The 17374-nt window shown below is 73.7% G+C and carries 16 protein-coding genes and 1 pseudogene; 14 read left to right on the plus strand and 3 right to left on the minus strand.

Translation table 11 applies throughout. From position 1 onward, the window contains the following. Nucleotides 1-28 precede the first annotated feature (28 nt). The 14 genes and pseudogenes from clpB (at nt 29) to NLX85_RS29015 (ending at nt 12307) form a co-directional block, all read left to right on the plus strand. Nucleotides 29-2620 (plus strand): ATP-dependent chaperone ClpB, encoded by a 2592-nt coding sequence (gene clpB / locus NLX85_RS28950; protein WP_254340461.1) that lies wholly within the window; start codon nt 29-31, stop codon nt 2618-2620. 101 nt (nt 2621-2721) lie between these two features. Then, a complete protein-coding gene (locus tag NLX85_RS28955; protein WP_189193494.1) occupies nt 2722-3099 on the plus strand; it encodes a hypothetical protein in 378 nt (125 codons plus the stop codon). A 93-nt stretch (nt 3100-3192) separates the two neighbouring features. Then, a complete protein-coding gene (locus NLX85_RS28960) occupies nt 3193-3825 on the plus strand; it encodes a DUF4178 domain-containing protein (protein ID WP_254340463.1) in 633 nt (210 codons plus the stop codon). Between the two features lie 2 nt (nt 3826-3827). Continuing rightward, nucleotides 3828-4319, plus strand: coding sequence for a DUF2617 family protein (locus NLX85_RS28965; protein WP_254340466.1), 492 nt, complete (start codon nt 3828-3830; stop codon nt 4317-4319). Between the two features lie 55 nt (nt 4320-4374). Further along, nucleotides 4375-4803 (plus strand): DUF4247 domain-containing protein, encoded by a 429-nt coding sequence (locus NLX85_RS28970; protein ID WP_254340468.1) that lies wholly within the window; start codon nt 4375-4377, stop codon nt 4801-4803. Nucleotides 4804-4843: 40 nt separating this feature from the next. Next, nucleotides 4844-5266: a DUF350 domain-containing protein gene (locus tag NLX85_RS28975; RefSeq protein WP_254340470.1), complete on the plus strand. Its 423-nt coding sequence runs from the start codon at nt 4844-4846 to the stop codon at nt 5264-5266. Then, nucleotides 5266-6039, plus strand: coding sequence for a hypothetical protein (locus tag NLX85_RS28980; RefSeq protein ID WP_254340471.1), 774 nt, complete (start codon nt 5266-5268; stop codon nt 6037-6039). The genes NLX85_RS28975 and NLX85_RS28980 overlap by 1 nt, the downstream gene beginning before the upstream one ends. Further along, nucleotides 6036-7604, plus strand: a complete 1569-nt coding sequence (locus NLX85_RS28985; RefSeq protein ID WP_254340475.1) for a polyamine aminopropyltransferase — start codon at nt 6036-6038, stop codon at nt 7602-7604. The genes NLX85_RS28980 and NLX85_RS28985 overlap by 4 nt, the downstream gene beginning before the upstream one ends. Nucleotides 7605-7614: 10 nt before the next feature. Next, nucleotides 7615-8637, plus strand: a complete 1023-nt coding sequence (locus tag NLX85_RS28990) for a hypothetical protein (RefSeq protein ID WP_254340477.1) — start codon at nt 7615-7617, stop codon at nt 8635-8637. A gap of 85 nt (nt 8638-8722) precedes the next feature. Then, nucleotides 8723-9475 (plus strand): hypothetical protein, encoded by a 753-nt coding sequence (locus NLX85_RS28995; protein WP_254340479.1) that lies wholly within the window; start codon nt 8723-8725, stop codon nt 9473-9475. A gap of 72 nt (nt 9476-9547) precedes the next feature. After that, a pseudogene (locus NLX85_RS29000) lies at nt 9548-10147 on the plus strand (hypothetical protein); the annotation flags it as partial. A gap of 212 nt (nt 10148-10359) precedes the next feature. Continuing rightward, nucleotides 10360-11166, plus strand: coding sequence for an SDR family oxidoreductase (locus NLX85_RS29005; protein WP_254340483.1), 807 nt, complete (start codon nt 10360-10362; stop codon nt 11164-11166). A gap of 166 nt (nt 11167-11332) precedes the next feature. Continuing rightward, entirely contained in the window at nt 11333-11872 is a 540-nt protein-coding gene (gene pyrE / locus NLX85_RS29010) for an orotate phosphoribosyltransferase (protein WP_254340485.1), read from the plus strand. Nucleotides 11873-11929: 57 nt separating this feature from the next. Then, nucleotides 11930-12307 (plus strand): helix-turn-helix transcriptional regulator, encoded by a 378-nt coding sequence (locus tag NLX85_RS29015; protein ID WP_007073957.1) that lies wholly within the window; start codon nt 11930-11932, stop codon nt 12305-12307. Nucleotides 12308-12547: 240 nt separating this feature from the next. Here NLX85_RS29015 and NLX85_RS29020 read toward each other — a convergent pair whose 3' ends face one another. From NLX85_RS29020 to NLX85_RS29030, 3 genes are read right to left on the minus strand one after another with little or no spacing between them, the layout of a single operon-like run. Then, the gene (locus NLX85_RS29020) at nt 12548-13390 is read right to left on the minus strand and encodes a DedA family protein (RefSeq protein ID WP_254340487.1); all 843 of its coding nucleotides are present in this window, start codon (nt 13388-13390) and stop codon (nt 12548-12550) included. A gap of 24 nt (nt 13391-13414) precedes the next feature. Then, the gene (locus NLX85_RS29025; RefSeq protein ID WP_254340497.1) at nt 13415-15931 is read right to left on the minus strand and encodes a polynucleotide kinase-phosphatase; all 2517 of its coding nucleotides are present in this window, start codon (nt 15929-15931) and stop codon (nt 13415-13417) included. After that, complete coding sequence (locus NLX85_RS29030; RefSeq protein ID WP_254340499.1) at nt 15928-17373, minus strand: 3' terminal RNA ribose 2'-O-methyltransferase Hen1; 1446 nt, start codon at nt 17371-17373, stop codon at nt 15928-15930. Before NLX85_RS29030 ends, NLX85_RS29025 begins: the two co-directional genes overlap by 4 nt. Nucleotide 17374 lies beyond the last annotated feature (1 nt).

Below are 17374 nucleotides of genomic sequence, written 5' to 3' on the forward strand. Positions count from 1 at the left end.
CAGTGGACACGCCGATCCGGGGGAGCCCATGAACACGGAACGCCTCACCACCAAGAGCCGCGAGACCATCACCGGCGCCGTCGCGCTGGCGAACCAGCGCGGGCACGCCACCGTGGAGCCCTGGCACCTGCTGCTGTCGCTGCTGGACACCGAGGGCTCGACCGCCGCCGGCCTGCTGCGCGCCGTCGGGGCCGACCCCGCCGAGCTGCGCCGGGTCGCCCAGCGCTCGGTCGACGCCCTGCCCGCGGCCCGCGGCTCCAGCATCGCCGAGCCGACCCTGGCCCGGGAGTTCGTCAACGCCATCGGGGCCGCCGAGCAGATCGCCCGGCCGCTGGGCGACGAGTACACCTCCACCGAGCACCTGCTGGCCGGGCTGGCCCGGGTGGGCGGCGCGGTCTCCGTCGCGCTGAAGAACTCCGGCGCCACCGAGGAAGACCTGGTCGCCGCCTTCCCGACCGTGCGCGGCGGGGACCGGCGGGTCACCACGGCCGACCCGGAGCAGACCTACCAGGCCCTGGCGAAGTACGGCGTCGACCTGACCGCGAGCGCCCGCGAGGGCAAGATCGACCCGGTCATCGGCCGCGACTCGGAGATCCGCCGGGTGATCCAGGTGCTGTCCCGGCGTACCAAGAACAACCCGGTGCTGATCGGCGAGCCGGGCGTCGGCAAGACCGCGATCGTCGAGGGCCTGGCCCAGCGGATCGTCGCCGGTGACGTGCCGGAGTCGCTGCGGGACAAGAAGCTCGTCTCGCTCGACCTCGGCGCCATGGTGGCCGGGGCGCAGTACCGCGGCCAGTTCGAGGAGCGGCTCAAGTCGGTGCTCGAGGAGATCAAGAACTCCGACGGCCAGGTCATCACCTTCCTCGACGAGCTGCACACCGTGGTCGGCGCGGGCAAGGGCGAGGGCTCGATGGACGCCGGCAACATGCTCAAGCCGATGCTGGCCCGCGGCGAGCTGCGGATGGTCGGCGCCACCACGCTGGACGAGTACCGCGAGCACATCGAGAAGGACCCGGCGCTGGAGCGCCGCTTCCAGCCGGTGCTGGTCGGCGAGCCGACGATCGAGGACACCATCGGCATCCTGCGCGGCCTCAAGGAGCGCTACGAGGTGCACCACGGCGTCCGGATCACCGACGCCGCGCTGGTCGCCGCGGCCGCCCTCTCCGACCGTTACATCACCGACCGGTTCCTGCCGGACAAGGCCATCGACCTGGTCGACGAGTCCGCCTCCCGGCTCCGGATGGAGATCGACTCCCGCCCGGTCGAGGTGGACGAGATCGAGCGGGCCGTACGCCGGCTGGAGATCGAGGAGATGGCGCTGGCCAAGGAGCCGGACGCCGCCTCCGCCGAGCGGCTGGCCCGGCTGCGCAAGGAGCTGGCCGACAAGCGCGAGCAGCTCACCGCGCTCTCCGAGCGCTGGCAGTTGGAGAAGAGCCACATCACCAAGCTCTCCACCGCCAAGGAGGAGCTGGAGCGGCTCGGCGGCGAGGCCGAGCGGGCCGAGCGCGACGGCGAGCTGGAGCGCGCCGCCGAGCTGCGCTACGGCCGGATCCCCGCCCTCCAGACCGAGCTGAAGCAGGCCGAGGAGGAGCTGGCCCGGCTCCAGGCCGACGGCGCGATGCTCAAGGAGGAGGTCGGCGCGGACGACATCGCCGCGGTCGTCGCCTCCTGGACCGGCATCCCCGCCGGCCGGCTGCTGGAGGGCGAGACCGCCAAGCTGCTCCGGATGGAGGAGTCGCTGCGGGCCCGCGTGGTCGGCCAGGCCGAGGCCGTGGGCGCCGTGTCCGACGCGGTCCGCCGCGCCCGGGCCGGCGTCGCCGACCCGGACCGACCGACCGGCAGCTTCCTCTTCCTCGGCCCGACCGGTGTCGGCAAGACCGAGCTGGCCAAGGCGCTCGCCGAGTTCCTCTTCGACGACGAGCGGGCCATGGTCCGCATCGACATGAGCGAGTACGGCGAGAAGCACTCGGTGGCCCGGCTGGTCGGCGCCCCGCCCGGCTACGTCGGCTACGAGGAGGGCGGCCAGCTCACCGAGGCGGTGCGCCGCCGGCCGTACTCGGTGATCCTGCTGGACGAGGTGGAGAAGGCCCACCCGGACGTGTTCGACGTGCTGCTCCAGGTGCTCGACGACGGCCGGCTCACCGACGGCCAGGGTCGCACCGTGGACTTCCGCAACGCGATCCTGATCCTGACCTCGAACCTGGGGTCCTCGGTGATCAGCGACCTGACGCTGGCCGAGGAGCAGCGCCGGGAGGGCGTCCTCGCGGTGGTCCGGTCGCACTTCAAGCCGGAGTTCCTCAACCGCCTCGACGACATCGTGGTGTTCGCCGCCCTCCAGGGCGAGGACCTGCGGGCGATCGTCGACATCCAGCTCGACCGGATGCGACGCCGTCTTGCGGACCGGCGTTTGGCACTGGACATCAGCGACGCCGCCCGGGTGTGGCTGGCCGAGCACGGGTACGACCCGATCTACGGGGCCCGGCCGCTGCGCCGGCTCGTGCAGTCGGCCATCGGCGACCAGCTCGCCAAGGCGCTGCTGGCCGGCCAGATCCGCGACGGCGACACGGTGCGGGTCGACCTGGCCGACAGCAAGGACGCCCTGACCGTCACCGCCGCCTGACCATCCTTGCCGGCCCGGCCGGACCCGCACGGGTCCGGCCGGGCCGATCCAGTTCTTGATCAACAGCGTCGGAGGCGGCCGGTCAGGGCAATAGTGAGGGCATGTTGGGGATCGGGAAGAAGGACCGGGAGTTGGACGCGGCCGTCGAGGAACTCGGCCGGGCGGACACGCTCGCCTTCGGCGGGGTGGGGATCGCCGGGCAGATCCTGCCGGCCACCGAGGCGTACCGGCACGTGGAGCGGGCCCTGCGGGAGCATCCCGAGGCGGCCCGGAAGAAAGTCGACCGGCTGTTGAAGCACGGATCGCCGGCCGGGAAGGCGTACGCGGCCGCGCTGCTGGACACGGTGGACCCGGCGGCGGGCCGGGCCGCCTGGGAACGGCTGCGCGACGACGACGGCGAGTTCACCACGTTCAGCGGCTGCATCATGGGCCGCGCCACCCTCCGCGAGTACGCCACCGAACGCCTCACCGGAGCCTGACCGTAGCTGACCGATCACCCAGCGAACGGCGCTTCGGCGCGCGTGCGTCGGGTTGTTACCGTCTCCGCCGAAACACCTTGGGGGGAGACGACCGTGAACGGTTCGCTGGCGTACGTCGTGACCACGTTGGGGTGCCTGGTCGGGGTGGCCGGCGTGGTGATCGCCGTGATCGCCCTCCGCCGGGCCCGGTCCGCGCCACGCCCGGCGGCCGCTCACGGCGACCCGTTCCGGGACCGGGACGCCGACGCGCTGCGCGGTGACCCCCGCGGGCTCAAGCCCGGCGACATCGTGGAGATCCGGCAGGTGCCCTACACCGTGCGCGGCTCGGTGCACCTGGTCGAGGGCGGCTGGAGCTGGGCGGAGCACCTGCTCGACGACGCCGGCGGGGTGAAGCGCTGGCTCTCCGTCGAGTCGGAGCCCGACCTGGAGATGGTGCTCTGGACCAGCGAGCCGTCGGCCACCGTCACCCCGGGCGCGCCGACGCTGGAGATCGCGGGCCGCCGCTACAACTGGGACGAGTCCGGCCAGGCGAAGTACACGGCCACCGAGGGCACCGGCCTCGACCCGCGCGGCACCATGCGCTACTACGACTACCAGGCGCCCGGCGGGGCGCGGCTCTCCTTCGAGGCGTACGGGGAGGCCGGCTGGGAGGTGAACCTCGGCGAGCAGTTGCACCGCGCCGAGGTGATGATCTACCCGCAGGGCGGTCCGGAGAAGGTGGGCTGAGCGTGCTCGTCGCCCTGGACGCCCCCTACGTCGACACCCGCGCCGCCGACCTGAGCCTGGCCCTCGGCGGCCCTGAGCGCCCCGCTCTGCACGTGCGTGAGCTGACCCTGCCCGGCGGGCTGCGGCTGCGGCTGCGCCTGCTCGGCGCCTCCCACCAGGTGATCTGCGGCGACCTCGCCGAGACGGTCGCCTGCCTGCCCGGCCGCCCCCCGCACCTGCCGGACGCCCTGCACGACGAGACCGCCGGCTACCGGTTCACCGCCACGGTGCTCCGGCCGGCGGGCGACGGCCTGCGCACCCGGGTCGCCGCGCTCCGCGCCGAACTGGCCGACGACCCGTACGCGCTGGTCGGCGTCTTTCCCGGCGACGAGGACGCAATCACCGCGCTCGCCGTCCGCCCCGCGCCATTGGACGGCTCGGTGGCCTGGCGCACCTGGCACGCGTACCCCCAGACCAATGAGCTGGTCCTGACCGAGACGGTGGTGGAGCTGTGAGCGCGAGGAGTGAGCCGGGTTTGCGAGCCCCGCAGTCGCGAACGGAGGTGGCGCTGTGACGTACCGACGGTGGTTCGTGGTGGGGGTGGCGTTCGCCGTCATCGGCGCCGTGGTCGCCGCCTTCGCGATCTTCTACGGCAACTTCTCGCCGCGGGGCTACGTGGAAGACCGCTACACCCGGGCCACCAGCCAGGACCTCGGCTCCGACGCGATCGCGTACACGTCGAACCGCACGCCGAGCCAGGTGTCCAAGGAGATCACCGACGCCTGGCAGCCGGCCGACCAGTACGTCGACGGCAGTGGGGTCTATCTGCGCTACGACGACGACTCGTTGGTGATCCTGCCGCTCGCCGCCGCCGGCTCGGTGATCCTGCTGGAGCGGATGACCACCGCCTACCCCCGCTACCACTCCCGGGTGGGCAGCCACTGGGGCTGGGGGCGGGGCAGCACGGTCCGCGGTGGCGGCCCCGGCTCCGGCAAGTGACCTGACCTCCTCCCACCCCGACGAATCCTGGAGTCCCCCTGTGCAGACCCTGGTCACCGACCTGCTCGTCACGCTCGCCTACGGCGTGGTCGGCGTCGCCCTGATGGCCGTCGGCTACGTGCTTGTCGACGTCGCCACCCCCGGCAAGCTGCACGAGCTGATCTGGGTGGAGCGCAACCGCAACGCCGCGCTGCTGCTCGCCTCGAACCTGGCCGGTGTCGGCATCATCGTGGTCGCCGCGATCGCCGCCAGCGCGGACGACTTCGCCCTGGGCCTGGTCGGCGCGGCCGCGTACGGCATCCTCGGGCTGGTCATCATGGCCGCGTCGTTCCTGCTGCTCGACATGGCCACCCCGGGCAAGCTCGGGGAGATCCTGGTCGACCCGGAGCCGCACCCCGCGGTCTGGGTCTCCGCCGTCGTGCACCTCGCCACCGGCGCGATCATCGCCGCCGCGATCAGCTGATGACGCCCGGCAAGCCGGCGGCGAGGAACAGGACCGCCGCCTGGGCCGTCTGGCTGACCATCGGCCTGGTCGTCGCCGGCTGCGTGGCGGCGGGGGTGCTCAACAGCGACGGCGACACCACGGTGTCCGCGCCGGCCGCCGACGAGCGGGCCGACAGCGTGGCGATCCTCCAGCGCACCAGCGCCGAGCAGGGTCTCTGCTACGGCTGGGAGCTGGTGGACTACTACGACTACGGCGCCCCGCTGAACGTCGGCTCCAACCTCGGCGACGGCGTCGCGGTCGAGGAGAACCCGGGTTGCCCGCGCTGGGTGCAGGTGACGGCCAACATCGGCTACGTCTCGGAGAGCAGCGAGAGCAACGACTTCGCCCGGATCCAGGTGACCGGCTCGCCGGACATCGACTCCGCGGACCTCTGGCAGGTCGAGCGAGGGCTGGAGCGGCTCGGCCTCACCGAGGACGTCTTCGTCGACGATCCCGGCTGGGCGGTCACCCGGGCCGCGGTCATGCTGCCGCTGCTCGCCGTCGAGGCCGGGCTGGCCGAGCCGGCCGACACCCCGGTCCCGGCGGCGGCCAGCCCGTCCCCGCTGCCCGACGCCGGCAGCGACTACCTGCGGGACCGGTGGGGCTGGCTGCTCGCCACGGTCGGCCTGCTCCTGCTCGCCGCGCTCTTCGTCACCGTCGGCGTGGTGCAGCGCCGCCGGCAGCGCCGGGTGGCCGTGCCCGCGCAGCGCGCCGGGGCGGGCGCCGCCGGGCGTACCCGGGAAAACGCGTGACCGCCGACGCGCCCGCGCGGCCGCGGTGGCGCCCGGCCCGCGCGGCGGTCCTGCTCGCGGTCTTCGTGTGCGCGGCCTGCGGCCTGGTGTACGAGCTGGCCCTGGTCGCACTCGGCAGCTACCTCATCGGCGACACGGTCGGGCAGGCGTCGATCGTGCTCGGCGTGATGGTCTTCGCAATGGGCGTGGGCGCGCTGGTCGCGAAGCCGTTCCAGTCCCGGGCGGCGGCCGCGTTCGCCGCGATCGAGCTGACCCTGGCCCTGCTCGGCGGCCTCTCCGTGCTCGGCCTCTACGCCGCGTTCGCCTGGCTCGACCTCTACGGGCCGGCGCTGGTCGGGACCGCGTTCGTGCTCGGCCTCCTGATCGGTGCGGAGATCCCGCTGCTCATGGTGCTGCTGCAACGCATCCGCGAGCAGTCCGCGGGCAGCGCGGTGGCCGACCTGTTCGCCGCCGACTACGTCGGCGCGCTGCTCGGCGGGCTGGCCTTCCCGTTCCTGCTGATGCCGGTCTTCGGCCAGCTCAAGGGCGCCCTCGTGGTGGGTGCGGTGAACGCCGTCGCCGGCCTCGCCCTGGTCTGCACCGTCTTCCGCAGCGACCTGGGCCGCCGGTCGCGGGTCGCGCTCGGCGCCGGCAGCGTCGTGGTCGCCCTCTGCCTGGGGTACGCCTGGGTCACCGCGCACGACTTCGAGGTGACCGCGCGGCAGCAGCTCTACCGCGACCCGGTGGTGCACGCCGAGCGCAGCCGCTACCAGGAGATCGTGCTGACCCGGTCGGTGCGGGAGGTCGGCCACGCCGACACCGACCTGCGGCTGTTCCTCAACGGCGACCTCCAGTTCAGCTCGATCGACGAGTACCGCTACCACGAGTCGCTGGTCCACCCGGCCATGCGCGGGCCGCACGGAAACGTGCTGGTGCTCGGCGCCGGGGACGGGCTGGCGCTGCGGGAGATCCTCAAGTACCCGGACGTGCGCCAGGTGACCCTGGTCGACCTCGACCCGGCCGTCGTGCGGCTGGCCCGTTCCGAGCCACAGCTGCGGGACCTCAACCACCACTCGCTCGCCGACCCCCGGGTACGGGTGCTCAACGTCGACGCGTTCGGCTGGCTGCGCACCGCCACGGAACGCTTCGACGTCGTCATCGCCGACCTGCCCGATCCGGACGAGACGGCCACCGCCAAGCTCTACACGATCGAGTTCTACGCGCTGATCCGGCCGGTGCTCGCCCTGGGCGGCCGGCTCGTCGTGCAGTCCGGCTCGCCGTACTTCGCGCCCCGGTCGTACTGGTCCATCGAGCGGTCGATCCGGGAGGCGGGCTTCGCCACGGTGCCGTACCACGTGGACGTGCCGAGCTTCGGCGACTGGGGCTTCGTGCTCGCCGCGCCGGGCGGGACGCCGCCGGCGCTGGGGTTGCCCGCCGACGCGCCGTCGCTGCGGTTCCTCACCCCGTCGGTGCTCGCCGCGGCGGCCACCTTCCCCGCCGACCGGGCCCGGCTGGACGTGCCCGCCTCCACGTTGCTGCAGCCCAGAGTCCTGGAGTACGCCCGCGCGGAGTGGCGCGGCTACTAACGTCGGGCGCGTGGCCGCCCGTCCGTCCCGCTGGTCGCGACCGCCCCGGGCACTGGAGGCGCCGTCGTACCTTCAGGCGTTCGTGCTGTCCGGGGTGGTGACCGTGCTGGTCACCCGGGCGTACCTCCAGGCGACCGGCTACCCGCGGCTCGGCGGTGGCGGGCTGCACATCGCGCACGTGCTCTGGGGTGGCCTGCTGATGACCGCGGGCCTCGGGGTGGGGTTGGTCTTCCTGGGCAGCGCGGCGCGCATCCTGGGCGCGATCCTGGGCGGGATGGGCTTCGGGCTCTTCATCGACGAGGTCGGAAAGTTCGTCACGGCCGGCACCGACTACTTCTACGCCCCGGCCGCCAGCATCATCTACGTCGCCTTCGCCCTGCTGGTCGTGCTCACCCAGGCGCTGCGCGGCCGGACCCGGCTCTCCCCGCCGGAGCGCACGGCGAACGCCCTCTACACCGTGGTCGGCGGGCTCACCACCGGCCTCACCGCCCGGCGCCGGGCGGCGGTGCTGCGACTGGTCCGGGACAGCGGCCCGGACGTCGAGGAGGCGGTGGCCCGGCTGCTGGACGCGGTGCCCCGGCGGGAGCCGCCCGCGCCCCGGTTCTGGCAGCCCTGGCTGCTCCGGGCCCGCCGGGCGGCGGTCTGGGTGGCCACGCACCGCTGGGTGGTGGCCGTGGTGGTGCTCTACCTGGTCGGCGAACCGTTCGTGGTCGTGCTGCGGGTCCTGCTGGACGCGATCACCGGCGAACTGCCCGACCAGCAGGAGTGGGGTGCCGTGCTCGGGGTCTCGGTCTCCGCGCTGATCACCGCGGTGCTGAGCATCCGCGGGGCCCTTCTGCTCCCCAGCGACCAGGTGCGGGCCTTCCGGCTGTTCAAGCTCGCGCTCCTCGTGGACCTGCTGTTCGGGCAGATCTTCAGCTTCACGGTCAACCAGTTCGGCGCGGTCTTCGCGCTCGGCGTGGACCTCTTCCTGCTCGCGGTGGTGACCGCCGAGTACCGGCGGCTCTGCCGCCGGCAGCCGTCCGGCGGCTGAACTCCCGCACCGCTGCCGGCTGTCGCGTCGTGCCCACCTGGCCCGGCTTCGTTACGGTGGTCCTCTGATCAAGGGAGGGAGAATCATGGTCGATGCTCCGGGCACCCCGCCCCGTGCGCGTCCGGGCGTGGTGACGGTTTCCAGTTGGCTGCTCATCCTCGTCGCCGTCATCCAGGTGTTGAGTCTGATCGTCACGCTGTCCACCCTCGGCACCATCCGGGACGTGCTCAAGGACGCGTACGCCGGCACGTCGGCCGAGCAGGTGGGCGACTTCGCCTACGCGGCCAGCCTCGGCGGCGCCCTGCTCTCGCTGTTGCTCGCGGTCGGGCTGGTCGTGCTCGCGCTGCTGAACAACCGGGGAAAGAACGCCTCCCGGATCACCACCTGGGTAGTGGGCGGCATCCTGCTCTGCTGCACCGGTGGCGGGCTGCTGAACAGCGCGGCCGGCGGGCTCACCGCGGGCGGCGGGTCCACAAACGGCGACATGCCGAGCGGCGAGGAGATCCAGCGCCGGCTGCAGGACGCGCTCCCGTCCTGGTACGGCCCGGTCAGCCTGCTCCTCGGCCTGGTCGCGCTGCTGGCTCTGCTGGCCGCGCTGATCCTGCTGGCGCTGCCCAAGGCCAACGAGTTCTTCCGCAAGCCCAAGGCGGCCTGGGAGCCGCCGGTTCCGGGCGCCGCCTACCCGGGCTACCCGGCCACGCCCGGCTACCCGGCCACGCCCGGCTACCCGGCCACGCCGGGCCAGCCCGCCGACCCGGCCTACCCGTCGGCCCCCGGCCAGCCGCCCGCGCCCGGGTCGGGCGAGCGCCGCGAGGGCGAGCCGCCATCCGGAAGTTGACGCCCGGATAACAGCGACGCCGACGATCCCTCCGAGTAGGTTGCAAGCCGACGCCTACCGGAGGGATCTGTCGTGTCGTACCCCCATCAGGCCCCGCCCCGCCGGCCCGGCGCGGTGGTCTCGGCGGCGGCGCTGCTGCTGCTGATGGCGGGGGGCGCCGTGGCGTACGCGGTCGCCAACCTGCTGGTCACGGCGGGCACGGTGGACCGGTTCCGGGAGGCGGCGCGCGCGACCGGCGCGGGCAACGGCGAGATCGACGGGGTGGCGTCCCTGCTGCGCGGCTCCACCGTGTTCTCGGCGGTGCTCGGCGTGCTTGTCGCGTTGCTGCTCGTCGGGCTCGGCCTCGGCCTGCTCTCCGGCCGGGCCGGCGCCCGGGTGACCACCTGGGTGGTCGCCGGGCTGGGCCTCTTCTGCGGCTGCTGCGGCCTGGCCGTGCTGGTCGGGCAGCGGGCCGCCCCGCTCCGGTTGGGCGCCGACGACCGGGTCACCGCCGACCTGCTGGCCCGGGTCGGTGACGCCTACCCGGGCTGGTGGATCCCGGTGAACGCGGGGGTGTCGGTGGCGCAGATCCTCGGGTACCTGGTGGTGGCGGCCCTGCTCACGCTGCCGACGGCCGGTGCCTTCTTTCACCGCCGCCCGCCGCGCCCGGCGACCGGCCCGGTCCCGCCGCCCGGTCCCGTCCCGCCCGCACCGGCCTACGGTCCCCCGCCGGCCTCCAGTCCGCCGGCACCCGGGTACCACGGTCCCCCCGCCCCGGGCTACGGACACCCCTCGCCCTGGGCGCCGCCGGCCGGGCCGGTGTCGGCCCCGCCGCCGCCCGGCGCGCCCCCCACCCCGCCGCCGTCGGCCCCGCCCGGGCCGACCCCACCCCCGGAGGACCGCCCGTGACCGACGCACCCTCCTCCCCGCGCCGGGCCCTGATCACCGGGGCCAGCCTGGGCATCGGCGAGGCGTTCGCCCGCCGGCTGGCCGCCGACGGCTGGGACCTCGTCCTGGTGGCCCGGGGCGCCGGCCGCCTGGACGCCCTGGCGGCCGAGCTGACCGGCCGGCACGGCCGCCGGGTCGAGACCATCGCCGCGGATCTGTCCACCGACGACGGCTGCGCCGCGGTCGAGGGCCGGCTGACCGCCGACCCGCCGGTGGAGCTGCTCGTGAACAACGCCGGGATCAGCCTCAACACCTCGTTCGTCCGGTCGGCCGTCGCGGACGAGGCCCGCCTGGTCCGGCTCAACGTGCTGGCCGTCCTGCGGCTGACCCACGCGGCCCTCGGTCCGATGATCGAGCGGGGCCACGGGGCAGTGATAAATGTCTCTTCGGTTGCGGGTTTCGGTGTCCCCATGCCGGGATCGACGTACTCGGCCAGCAAGGCGTGGGTGACGAATTTCAGTGAATCGATCGGCCAGTCGGTGGCCCCGCTCGGCGTACGCGTGATGGCGCTCTGCCCCGGCTACACCCGCACCGGCTACCACGAGCGGGCCGGCATCAACATGTCGCGGACCCCGGCGTGGATGTGGCTGCGGACCGACGACGTGGTCGACGAAGGACTGCGTGACCTGCGAAAAGGCAAGGCGGTCAGCGTTCCGAGCTGGAAGTACAAGCTGGCCGTGGCGGGGCTGCGGCACGCGCCGCGGCGGCTGCTGCGCGGCGTCTCCCGGGACACCCGCGGCCGGGTCGGCCGGGCCGGCGACTGACCGCGGGCCGGCCCGTCGGGTGTCCCGTCGCCGGGATGCCCGCCCGGTGACCGGGGTGGACAGTCGCACAGCGTAGTCGGACATCGCCACCCGTCGGTCGCCCGCAGGGTTGACCCGGGTGGACCCCACGCCCGCCTCCCAGACTTGCGAAGTACCCTCTATCGCCATGGGGGACCACGACGACCTGCGTAAATTCATCACTGACCTGGCTGTCGTCCACGGCCGGGTGGTGCTCTCGTCGGGTCGGGAGGCGGACTGGTACGTCGATCTGCGTCGCGTCACGCTCCATCACCGGGCGGCGCCGTTGATCGGTCGGGTCATGTACGACCTCACCGCCGACTGGGCGTACGACGCGGTGGGCGGGCTGACCCTCGGGGCCGACCCGGTCGCCACGGCGATGCTGCACGCGTCGGCCGGGACCGACCGCCCGCTGGACGCCTTCGTGGTGCGCAAGGCGGGCAAGGCGCACGGTCTCCAGCGACGGATCGAGGGCCCGGAGGTCGCCGGGCGCCGGGTCCTGGCGGTCGAGGACACCTCGACCACGGGCGGCAGCGTGTTGACCGCTGTCGAGGCATTGCGCGAGGCCGGGGCCGAGGTGGTGGGTGTGGCGGTTATTGTTGATCGAGGCGCCGGCGACACGGTGCGAGCCGCCGGACTGCCTTATCGGGCGGCCTATACGTTGGCTGACCTCGGCCTTGTGGCGTAAAAGTTTGCCGATTCGGATCTGCTGATATGCAGGCGGATCGATGCTGCTGGTGGAAGGATGGAATACGTGGGAACTGCGTTGGCTGAAATGACCATGCCTCAGATCTCGCCGCTTGCCGGCGAGCCGATCGAACGTGCCGACGCCGAGCGGCTCGCGGGGGTCCTCAAGGCCCTCGCGGACCCCGCCCGGCTGCGGCTGCTCAGCCTGATCCAGTCGGCTCCCGAGGGGGAGGCGTGCGTGTGTGACCTCACCGCGCCGCTCGGCCTCTCGCAGCCGACGGTCAGCCACCACCTGCGCATCCTCACCGAGGCCGGCTTGCTGGAGCGGGAGAAGCGCGGTGTCTGGGCGTACTACCGGCTGGTGCCGACCGCGATCGCCACGATCGCGGATCTGCTCACCCCGCCGCGGAAGCGGGCCACCAAGAAGGCCCGCTGAATCCGGACGTGTCCGGGTCCGGGTGGCCGCCTCGACTGAGTGCGGCGGCGATGGGTGGCGTGCCAGGGGTGGCGCCACCCACCGGATGGCTGTCCGGGGTCGTGGCGCGGCGTCAGACGCGCCGAGCCCGGATGGCCACAGGTGACGGCTGCCGTCATCCGTACCACCCGCAGGTCGACAGGTCGTAGTCGAAGGCCGGCTCCCCGAGAGGGAGCCGGCCTTCGGTGTCTCTGGCCCGGGTCAGCGGCGGTGCTGCCCGCCGCGCCCGTGGTGCTGGTCGTCGTCGCCGTCGACCGCGTCCCGGACCGCGTCCACGGCGCCCGCCGCGCTGGCCGCGGCGATCACCGCGACCGCCTCGCCGCGCTTGCGCGCCCGCCGGTCGCGGAGGAACTCGAAGAAGATCGGCAGTACCGAGATCAGGACGATCAGCGCGACCACCGGCAGGATGTACCTGTCGATCTTGTCGCCGATCGCGTTGTAGATCTGGTCGGCCAGCAGGTAGCCGATCAGCAGGATGCCGTCCACCCAGAGGACCGCCCCGACCACGTTCCACAGGAGGAACTGCCGGGCCGGCATGCCGAGCACCCCGGCCACCGGGTTGAGGAAGGTCCGCACGATCGGGATGAACCGGGCCAGCACCACGGCCTTCGCCGGGCCGAACTTCTGGAAGTAGTACTCGGCCTTCTCCACGTACTCCCGCTTGAACAGCCGGGAGTTGGGGCGGTCGAACATTCGCTTGCCGTAACGGGCGCCGAGCCAGTGCCCGAGCTGGGCGCCGGCGATCGCGCAGAGCGGGCCGCCGATCAGCAGGCCGGCCAGCGAGAGCCGGGTGCCGGATCCGAAGATCGCGTCGGCCACCGGCGAGGCGGCCACCCCGGCCAGGAAGAGCAGCGAGTCGCCCGGGAAGAAGAAGCCGACCAGCAGGCCGGTCTCGGCGAAGAGGATCGCCCAGACGCCGATCATCCCGAAGGTGTGGATGAGGTCCTTCGGATCGAGCGGGTTCAGGGCCACGCTCTCGGAGAGCACCCGGGTCTTCTCAGCTGTGTCCACGGCCACAAAGGGTACCCGGGCCCGGTCCGGCACCGCGCCGGACCGGGGCGTACGGGTCTAGAGCCGTGGGTCGACCGGCTCGGACTCGCAGGCGAGGATGGCGAAGACCAGCTCGTGGCGGCGCCAGAGCGGGGCGTCCTTGGCCAGCGCGTCCAGGGCGGCCAGGCCCAGTGCGTGCTCCTGCAGGGCCAGCCCACGCTTGCGCCCCAGCGACCGCTTGCGCAGCGCGGCGAGCTGCCCCGGCCCGGTGTACCCGGGACCGTAGATGATCCGCAGGTACTCCCGGCCCCGGCACTTGATCCCCGGCTGGAGCAGCGACCCCTTCGGCGAGCGGGCGGCCAGGCCGGCGTACGGCTTGACCACCATGCCCTCCCCGCCGGCCGCGGTGAGCGACAGCCACCAGTCGGTCGCCGCGGCCACCGCCGCCTCGTCGGCCAGGTCGACCACCTGCCGCCGGGTCGGGGTGAAGAACTCCGGGTCGGCGGCGCAGAGCCGGTCGGCCAGCGCCAGGTGCCAGCCGTGGTCGCGGTCGGCGTAGCTCGCCCCGGCCCCCGCCAGCACGGCGAACGGCGCCAGCGTCACCCCGCGCAGCCCGTCGGTGGGCCCGACGTACGCCCGGTAGGCCGCCGAGTACGCGTCGACCTCGGCCGCCCGGTCGGCCATCCGGCCGCGCAGCTCGCCCACCGGCAGCCCGCGCGCGGCGGCGGAGTCCAGCGTGCCGAGCACCGCCGGCAGGGCCGCCCGGCCGGCCGCGCCGACCCCGGCGTACTGCTCGCGGATCAGCCCACCCGCCTTCGCCGACCAGGGCAGCAGCTCGCAGTCGAGGAGCAGCCAGTCGGTGCCCAGCTCGGCCCAGAGGCCGGCGGCGGTGACCGCCGCGCGGACCCGCGCCAGCAGTTGCCCGTCCAGCGGCGGCCCGAAGAACGGCCGGCCGGTGCGGGTGTGCACCGCCCCGCCGGCGAACCGTCCCGGCTCCCGTTCCACCAGCACCACGGCCCGCGAGCCCATGTGCTTCTCCTCGCAGACCACGCGGTCGACGCCGGCCGCCCGGTAGTCGGCGAACGCCTGCGCCGGGTGCTCCAGGAACCCCTCCACCGTCGAGGTCGAGCAGGGCGCCATGGTCGGCGGCAGCCAGACCAGCCGGTCCGGGTCGAGCGCGTAACGGCTCATCACCTCCAGCGCGGCGGCCGCGTTCTCGGCCGGCACGGTCAGCGTCCCGTACGCGTGTGTGAGGTGCCGCCGTCCCGTGACGTCGGCCAGGTCGAGCACGGTGTCCGGCCGGGCCGGGGTGGGCGCGACCAGCGGGCGGGCCGGGGCGTACCACTCCTTGACCGCGGGGACGGCGACCAGCTCCTTCTCCGGGTAGCGCAGCGCGGTGAGCCGGCCGCCGAAGACGCAGCCGGTGTCCAGGCAGATGGTGTTGTTCACCCACTCCGGCTCCGGGGTCGGGGTGTGGCCGTAGACGACCATTGCCGAACCCCGGTAGTCGCGCGCCCACGGGTACCGCACCGGGAGGCCGTACTCGTCGGTCTCGCCGGTGGTCTCCCCGTAGAGCGCGAACGACCGCACCCGCCCGGACGCCCGACCGTGGTACGCCTCCTTGAGGCCGGCGTGCGCCACCACCAGCCGACCGCCGTCCAGCACGTAGTGGCTGACCAGGCCGTCGATGAAGGCCTCCGTCGCCGCCACGAACTCCGCCGGCTCCGACTCCAGCTGCGCCATCGTCTCGGCCAGGCCGTGGGTGAGCCGCACGTCCCGGCCGCGCAGCTTGCGCAGCAGCTTCTGCTCGTGGTTGCCCGGCACGCAGATCGCGTGGCCGGCCGCCACCATGCCCATGACCAGGCGCAGCACCCCGGGGGAGTCCGGGCCGCGGTCCACCAGATCTCCCACGAAGACCGCGGTACGCCCCGACGGGTGCACGGCGTCCACCGGGCGGCCCGCGTCGTCGCGGCGCAGCGCCCAGCCCAGCCGGAGCAGCAGCGCCTCCAGTTCCTCGCGGCAGCCGTGCACGTCACCCACGATGTCGAACGGCCCGGTCAGCTCGCGCCGGTCGTTGAACAGCTTCTCGTAGCGGATCTCGGCGGCCTCGATCTCCTCGACGCCGCGCAGCACGTGCACCTTGCGGAAGCCCTCCCGGGCCAGCCGCCCGTAGGACTGCCGCAGGTCACGCTGCATCCGGGCGAGCACCTGCCGGCCGTGCGTCCGGTCGGCCCGGGACTGCGTACGCTCCCAGGCCACCGCCTCCGGCACGTCCAGCACGATGGCCACCGGCAGCACGTCGTGCTCCCGGGCCACCCTGATCAGCCCGGCCCGGGCGTGCGGCTGGAGGTTGGTCGCGTCGACCACGGTGAGCCGGCCCCGGCGCAGCCGGATCCCGGCCACGTGGTGCAGCGCGTCGAACGCGTCGCCCGAGGCGGACTGGTCGTTCTCGTCGTCGGCCACCATGCCGCGGAAGGTGTCCGAGGAGAGCACCTGGCTGGGCCGGAAGTGCCGGCCGGCGAACGTCGACTTGCCGGAACCGGAGACGCCGACGAGCGCCACCAGGGCGAGTTCGGGAATGTCCAGGATGGTCATCGGGTCGTCTCCTCCTTCCGGATGTCGGTGTCCGTCCTGCTCAGCACGGCGAGCTGGGTCGGACAGCCCAGCTCGGGGTCCTCGTCGCCGACACCGCCGATCGTGGCTGTGTAGCCGTGCGCCGCCGCCACCCGGTCCACCCAGGCGGCGAACTCGGCGCGGGTCCACTCGAAGCGGTGGTCGGCGTGCCGGAACCGGCCCGCCCCGAGCCCCTCGTAGCGGACGTTGTACTCCACGTTCGGCGTCGTCACCACGACCGTGCCGGGCCGGGCGTGGCCGAACACGGCGTCCTCCAGCGCCGGCAGCCGCGGCGGGTCGACGTGCTCGACCACCTCCATGAGCACCGCCGCGTCGTAGCCGCGCAGCCGGTCGTCCCGGTAGGTCAGCGCCGACTGCCAGAGCCGGATCCGGTCCCGCTGCCGCTCCGGCAGCCGGTCCAGCCGCAGCCGCCGGGCGGCCAGGGCGAGCGCCTGGGTGGACACGTCGGTGCCGACGACCTCGGTGAACCGCCGGTCGGCGACAAGCGCGGTCAGCAGCGCGCCGCCCCCGCAGCCCAGGTCCAGCACCCGGGACGCCCCGCTGTCGCGCAGTGCGGCCAGCACCGCCTCGCGCCGGCGTACGGCCAGCGAGGCCCGGGGCGCCTCGGCGGTCTGCTCGGTCTCCACGCTGTCGTCGGCGGGCGGCTCGTCGGCGAGGCGCAGCTCGGCCAGGCGGGCCATCGCCTCCCCGGCCAGGGCACGCCGGTGCGCCAGGTAGCGGCGGGTGATGAGGGCACGTTCCGGGTGGTCGGCCAGCCAGCCGGCGCCGGCCCGGAGCAGCTTGTCCACCTCGTCCGGGGCCACCCAGTAGTGCTTGGCGTCGTCCAGCACGGGCAGCAGCACGTAGAGATGGTTGAGCGCGTCGGCGAGCCGCAGCGTCCCGGTCAGCGTCAGGTCGACGTAGCGGCTGTCGCCCCACTCCGGGTACGCCTCGTCCAGCGGGATCGGGGTGGCCGTCACGGTCCAGCCGAGCGGGGCGAACACCCGTACGGCCAGCTCGGCGCCGCCCCGGCAGCGCAGCACCGGCACCCGCACCTCCAGCGGGATGGCGGCGGCGGCCAGCTCCGGCCGGTCCCGGGACTCGCCACGCAGGGCCGAGCGGAACACCTTGGCCAGCGCCGAGGAGAGCAGGCTGGACGCCGCGTACGGGCGGTCGTTCACGTACTGCCCGAGGGTGAAGCTGTCCGGCGTGGTCGCCTGCCGGCGGCCCCGGCCGCCGCCCAGCTTGAGCGGGTCGACCTCGACCAGCAGCGCCGCCGTGCACCGCGCCTCGTCCGCCTCGGGGTAGAGCACGTGCGCGGTGCCGGCGGGCAGGTCGAAGCTCTGCACGCGGTCCGGGTGCTTGACGAGGAGGTGGCCGAGGTCGGTGGCGGGGCGGTGAGTCGTGGTCAGGGTCAGCAGCACC

Origin of the sequence: Micromonospora sp. A3M-1-15 (genome assembly GCF_024213425.1) — a bacterium.
GTDB lineage: Bacteria > Actinomycetota > Actinomycetes > Mycobacteriales > Micromonosporaceae > Micromonospora > Micromonospora chersina.

What these genes read in the sequence shown, in the direction of transcription:
- NLX85_RS29015 (WP_007073957.1), top strand. Translation starts at nt 11,930, where the DNA reads ATGGAATACGTGGGAACTGCGTTGGCTGAAATGACCATGCCTCAGATC.
- pyrE (WP_254340485.1), top strand. Translation starts at nt 11,333, where the DNA reads ATGGGGGACCACGACGACCTGCGTAAATTCATCACTGACCTGGCTGTC.
- NLX85_RS28980 (WP_254340471.1), top strand. Translation starts at nt 5,266, where the DNA reads ATGACGCCCGGCAAGCCGGCGGCGAGGAACAGGACCGCCGCCTGGGCC.
- clpB (WP_254340461.1), top strand. Translation starts at nt 29, where the DNA reads ATGAACACGGAACGCCTCACCACCAAGAGCCGCGAGACCATCACCGGC.
- NLX85_RS29025 (WP_254340497.1), bottom strand. Translation starts at nt 15,931, where the DNA reads ATGACCATCCTGGACATTCCCGAACTCGCCCTGGTGGCGCTCGTCGGC.
- NLX85_RS28955 (WP_189193494.1), top strand. Translation starts at nt 2,722, where the DNA reads ATGTTGGGGATCGGGAAGAAGGACCGGGAGTTGGACGCGGCCGTCGAG.
- NLX85_RS28995 (WP_254340479.1), top strand. Translation starts at nt 8,723, where the DNA reads ATGGTCGATGCTCCGGGCACCCCGCCCCGTGCGCGTCCGGGCGTGGTG.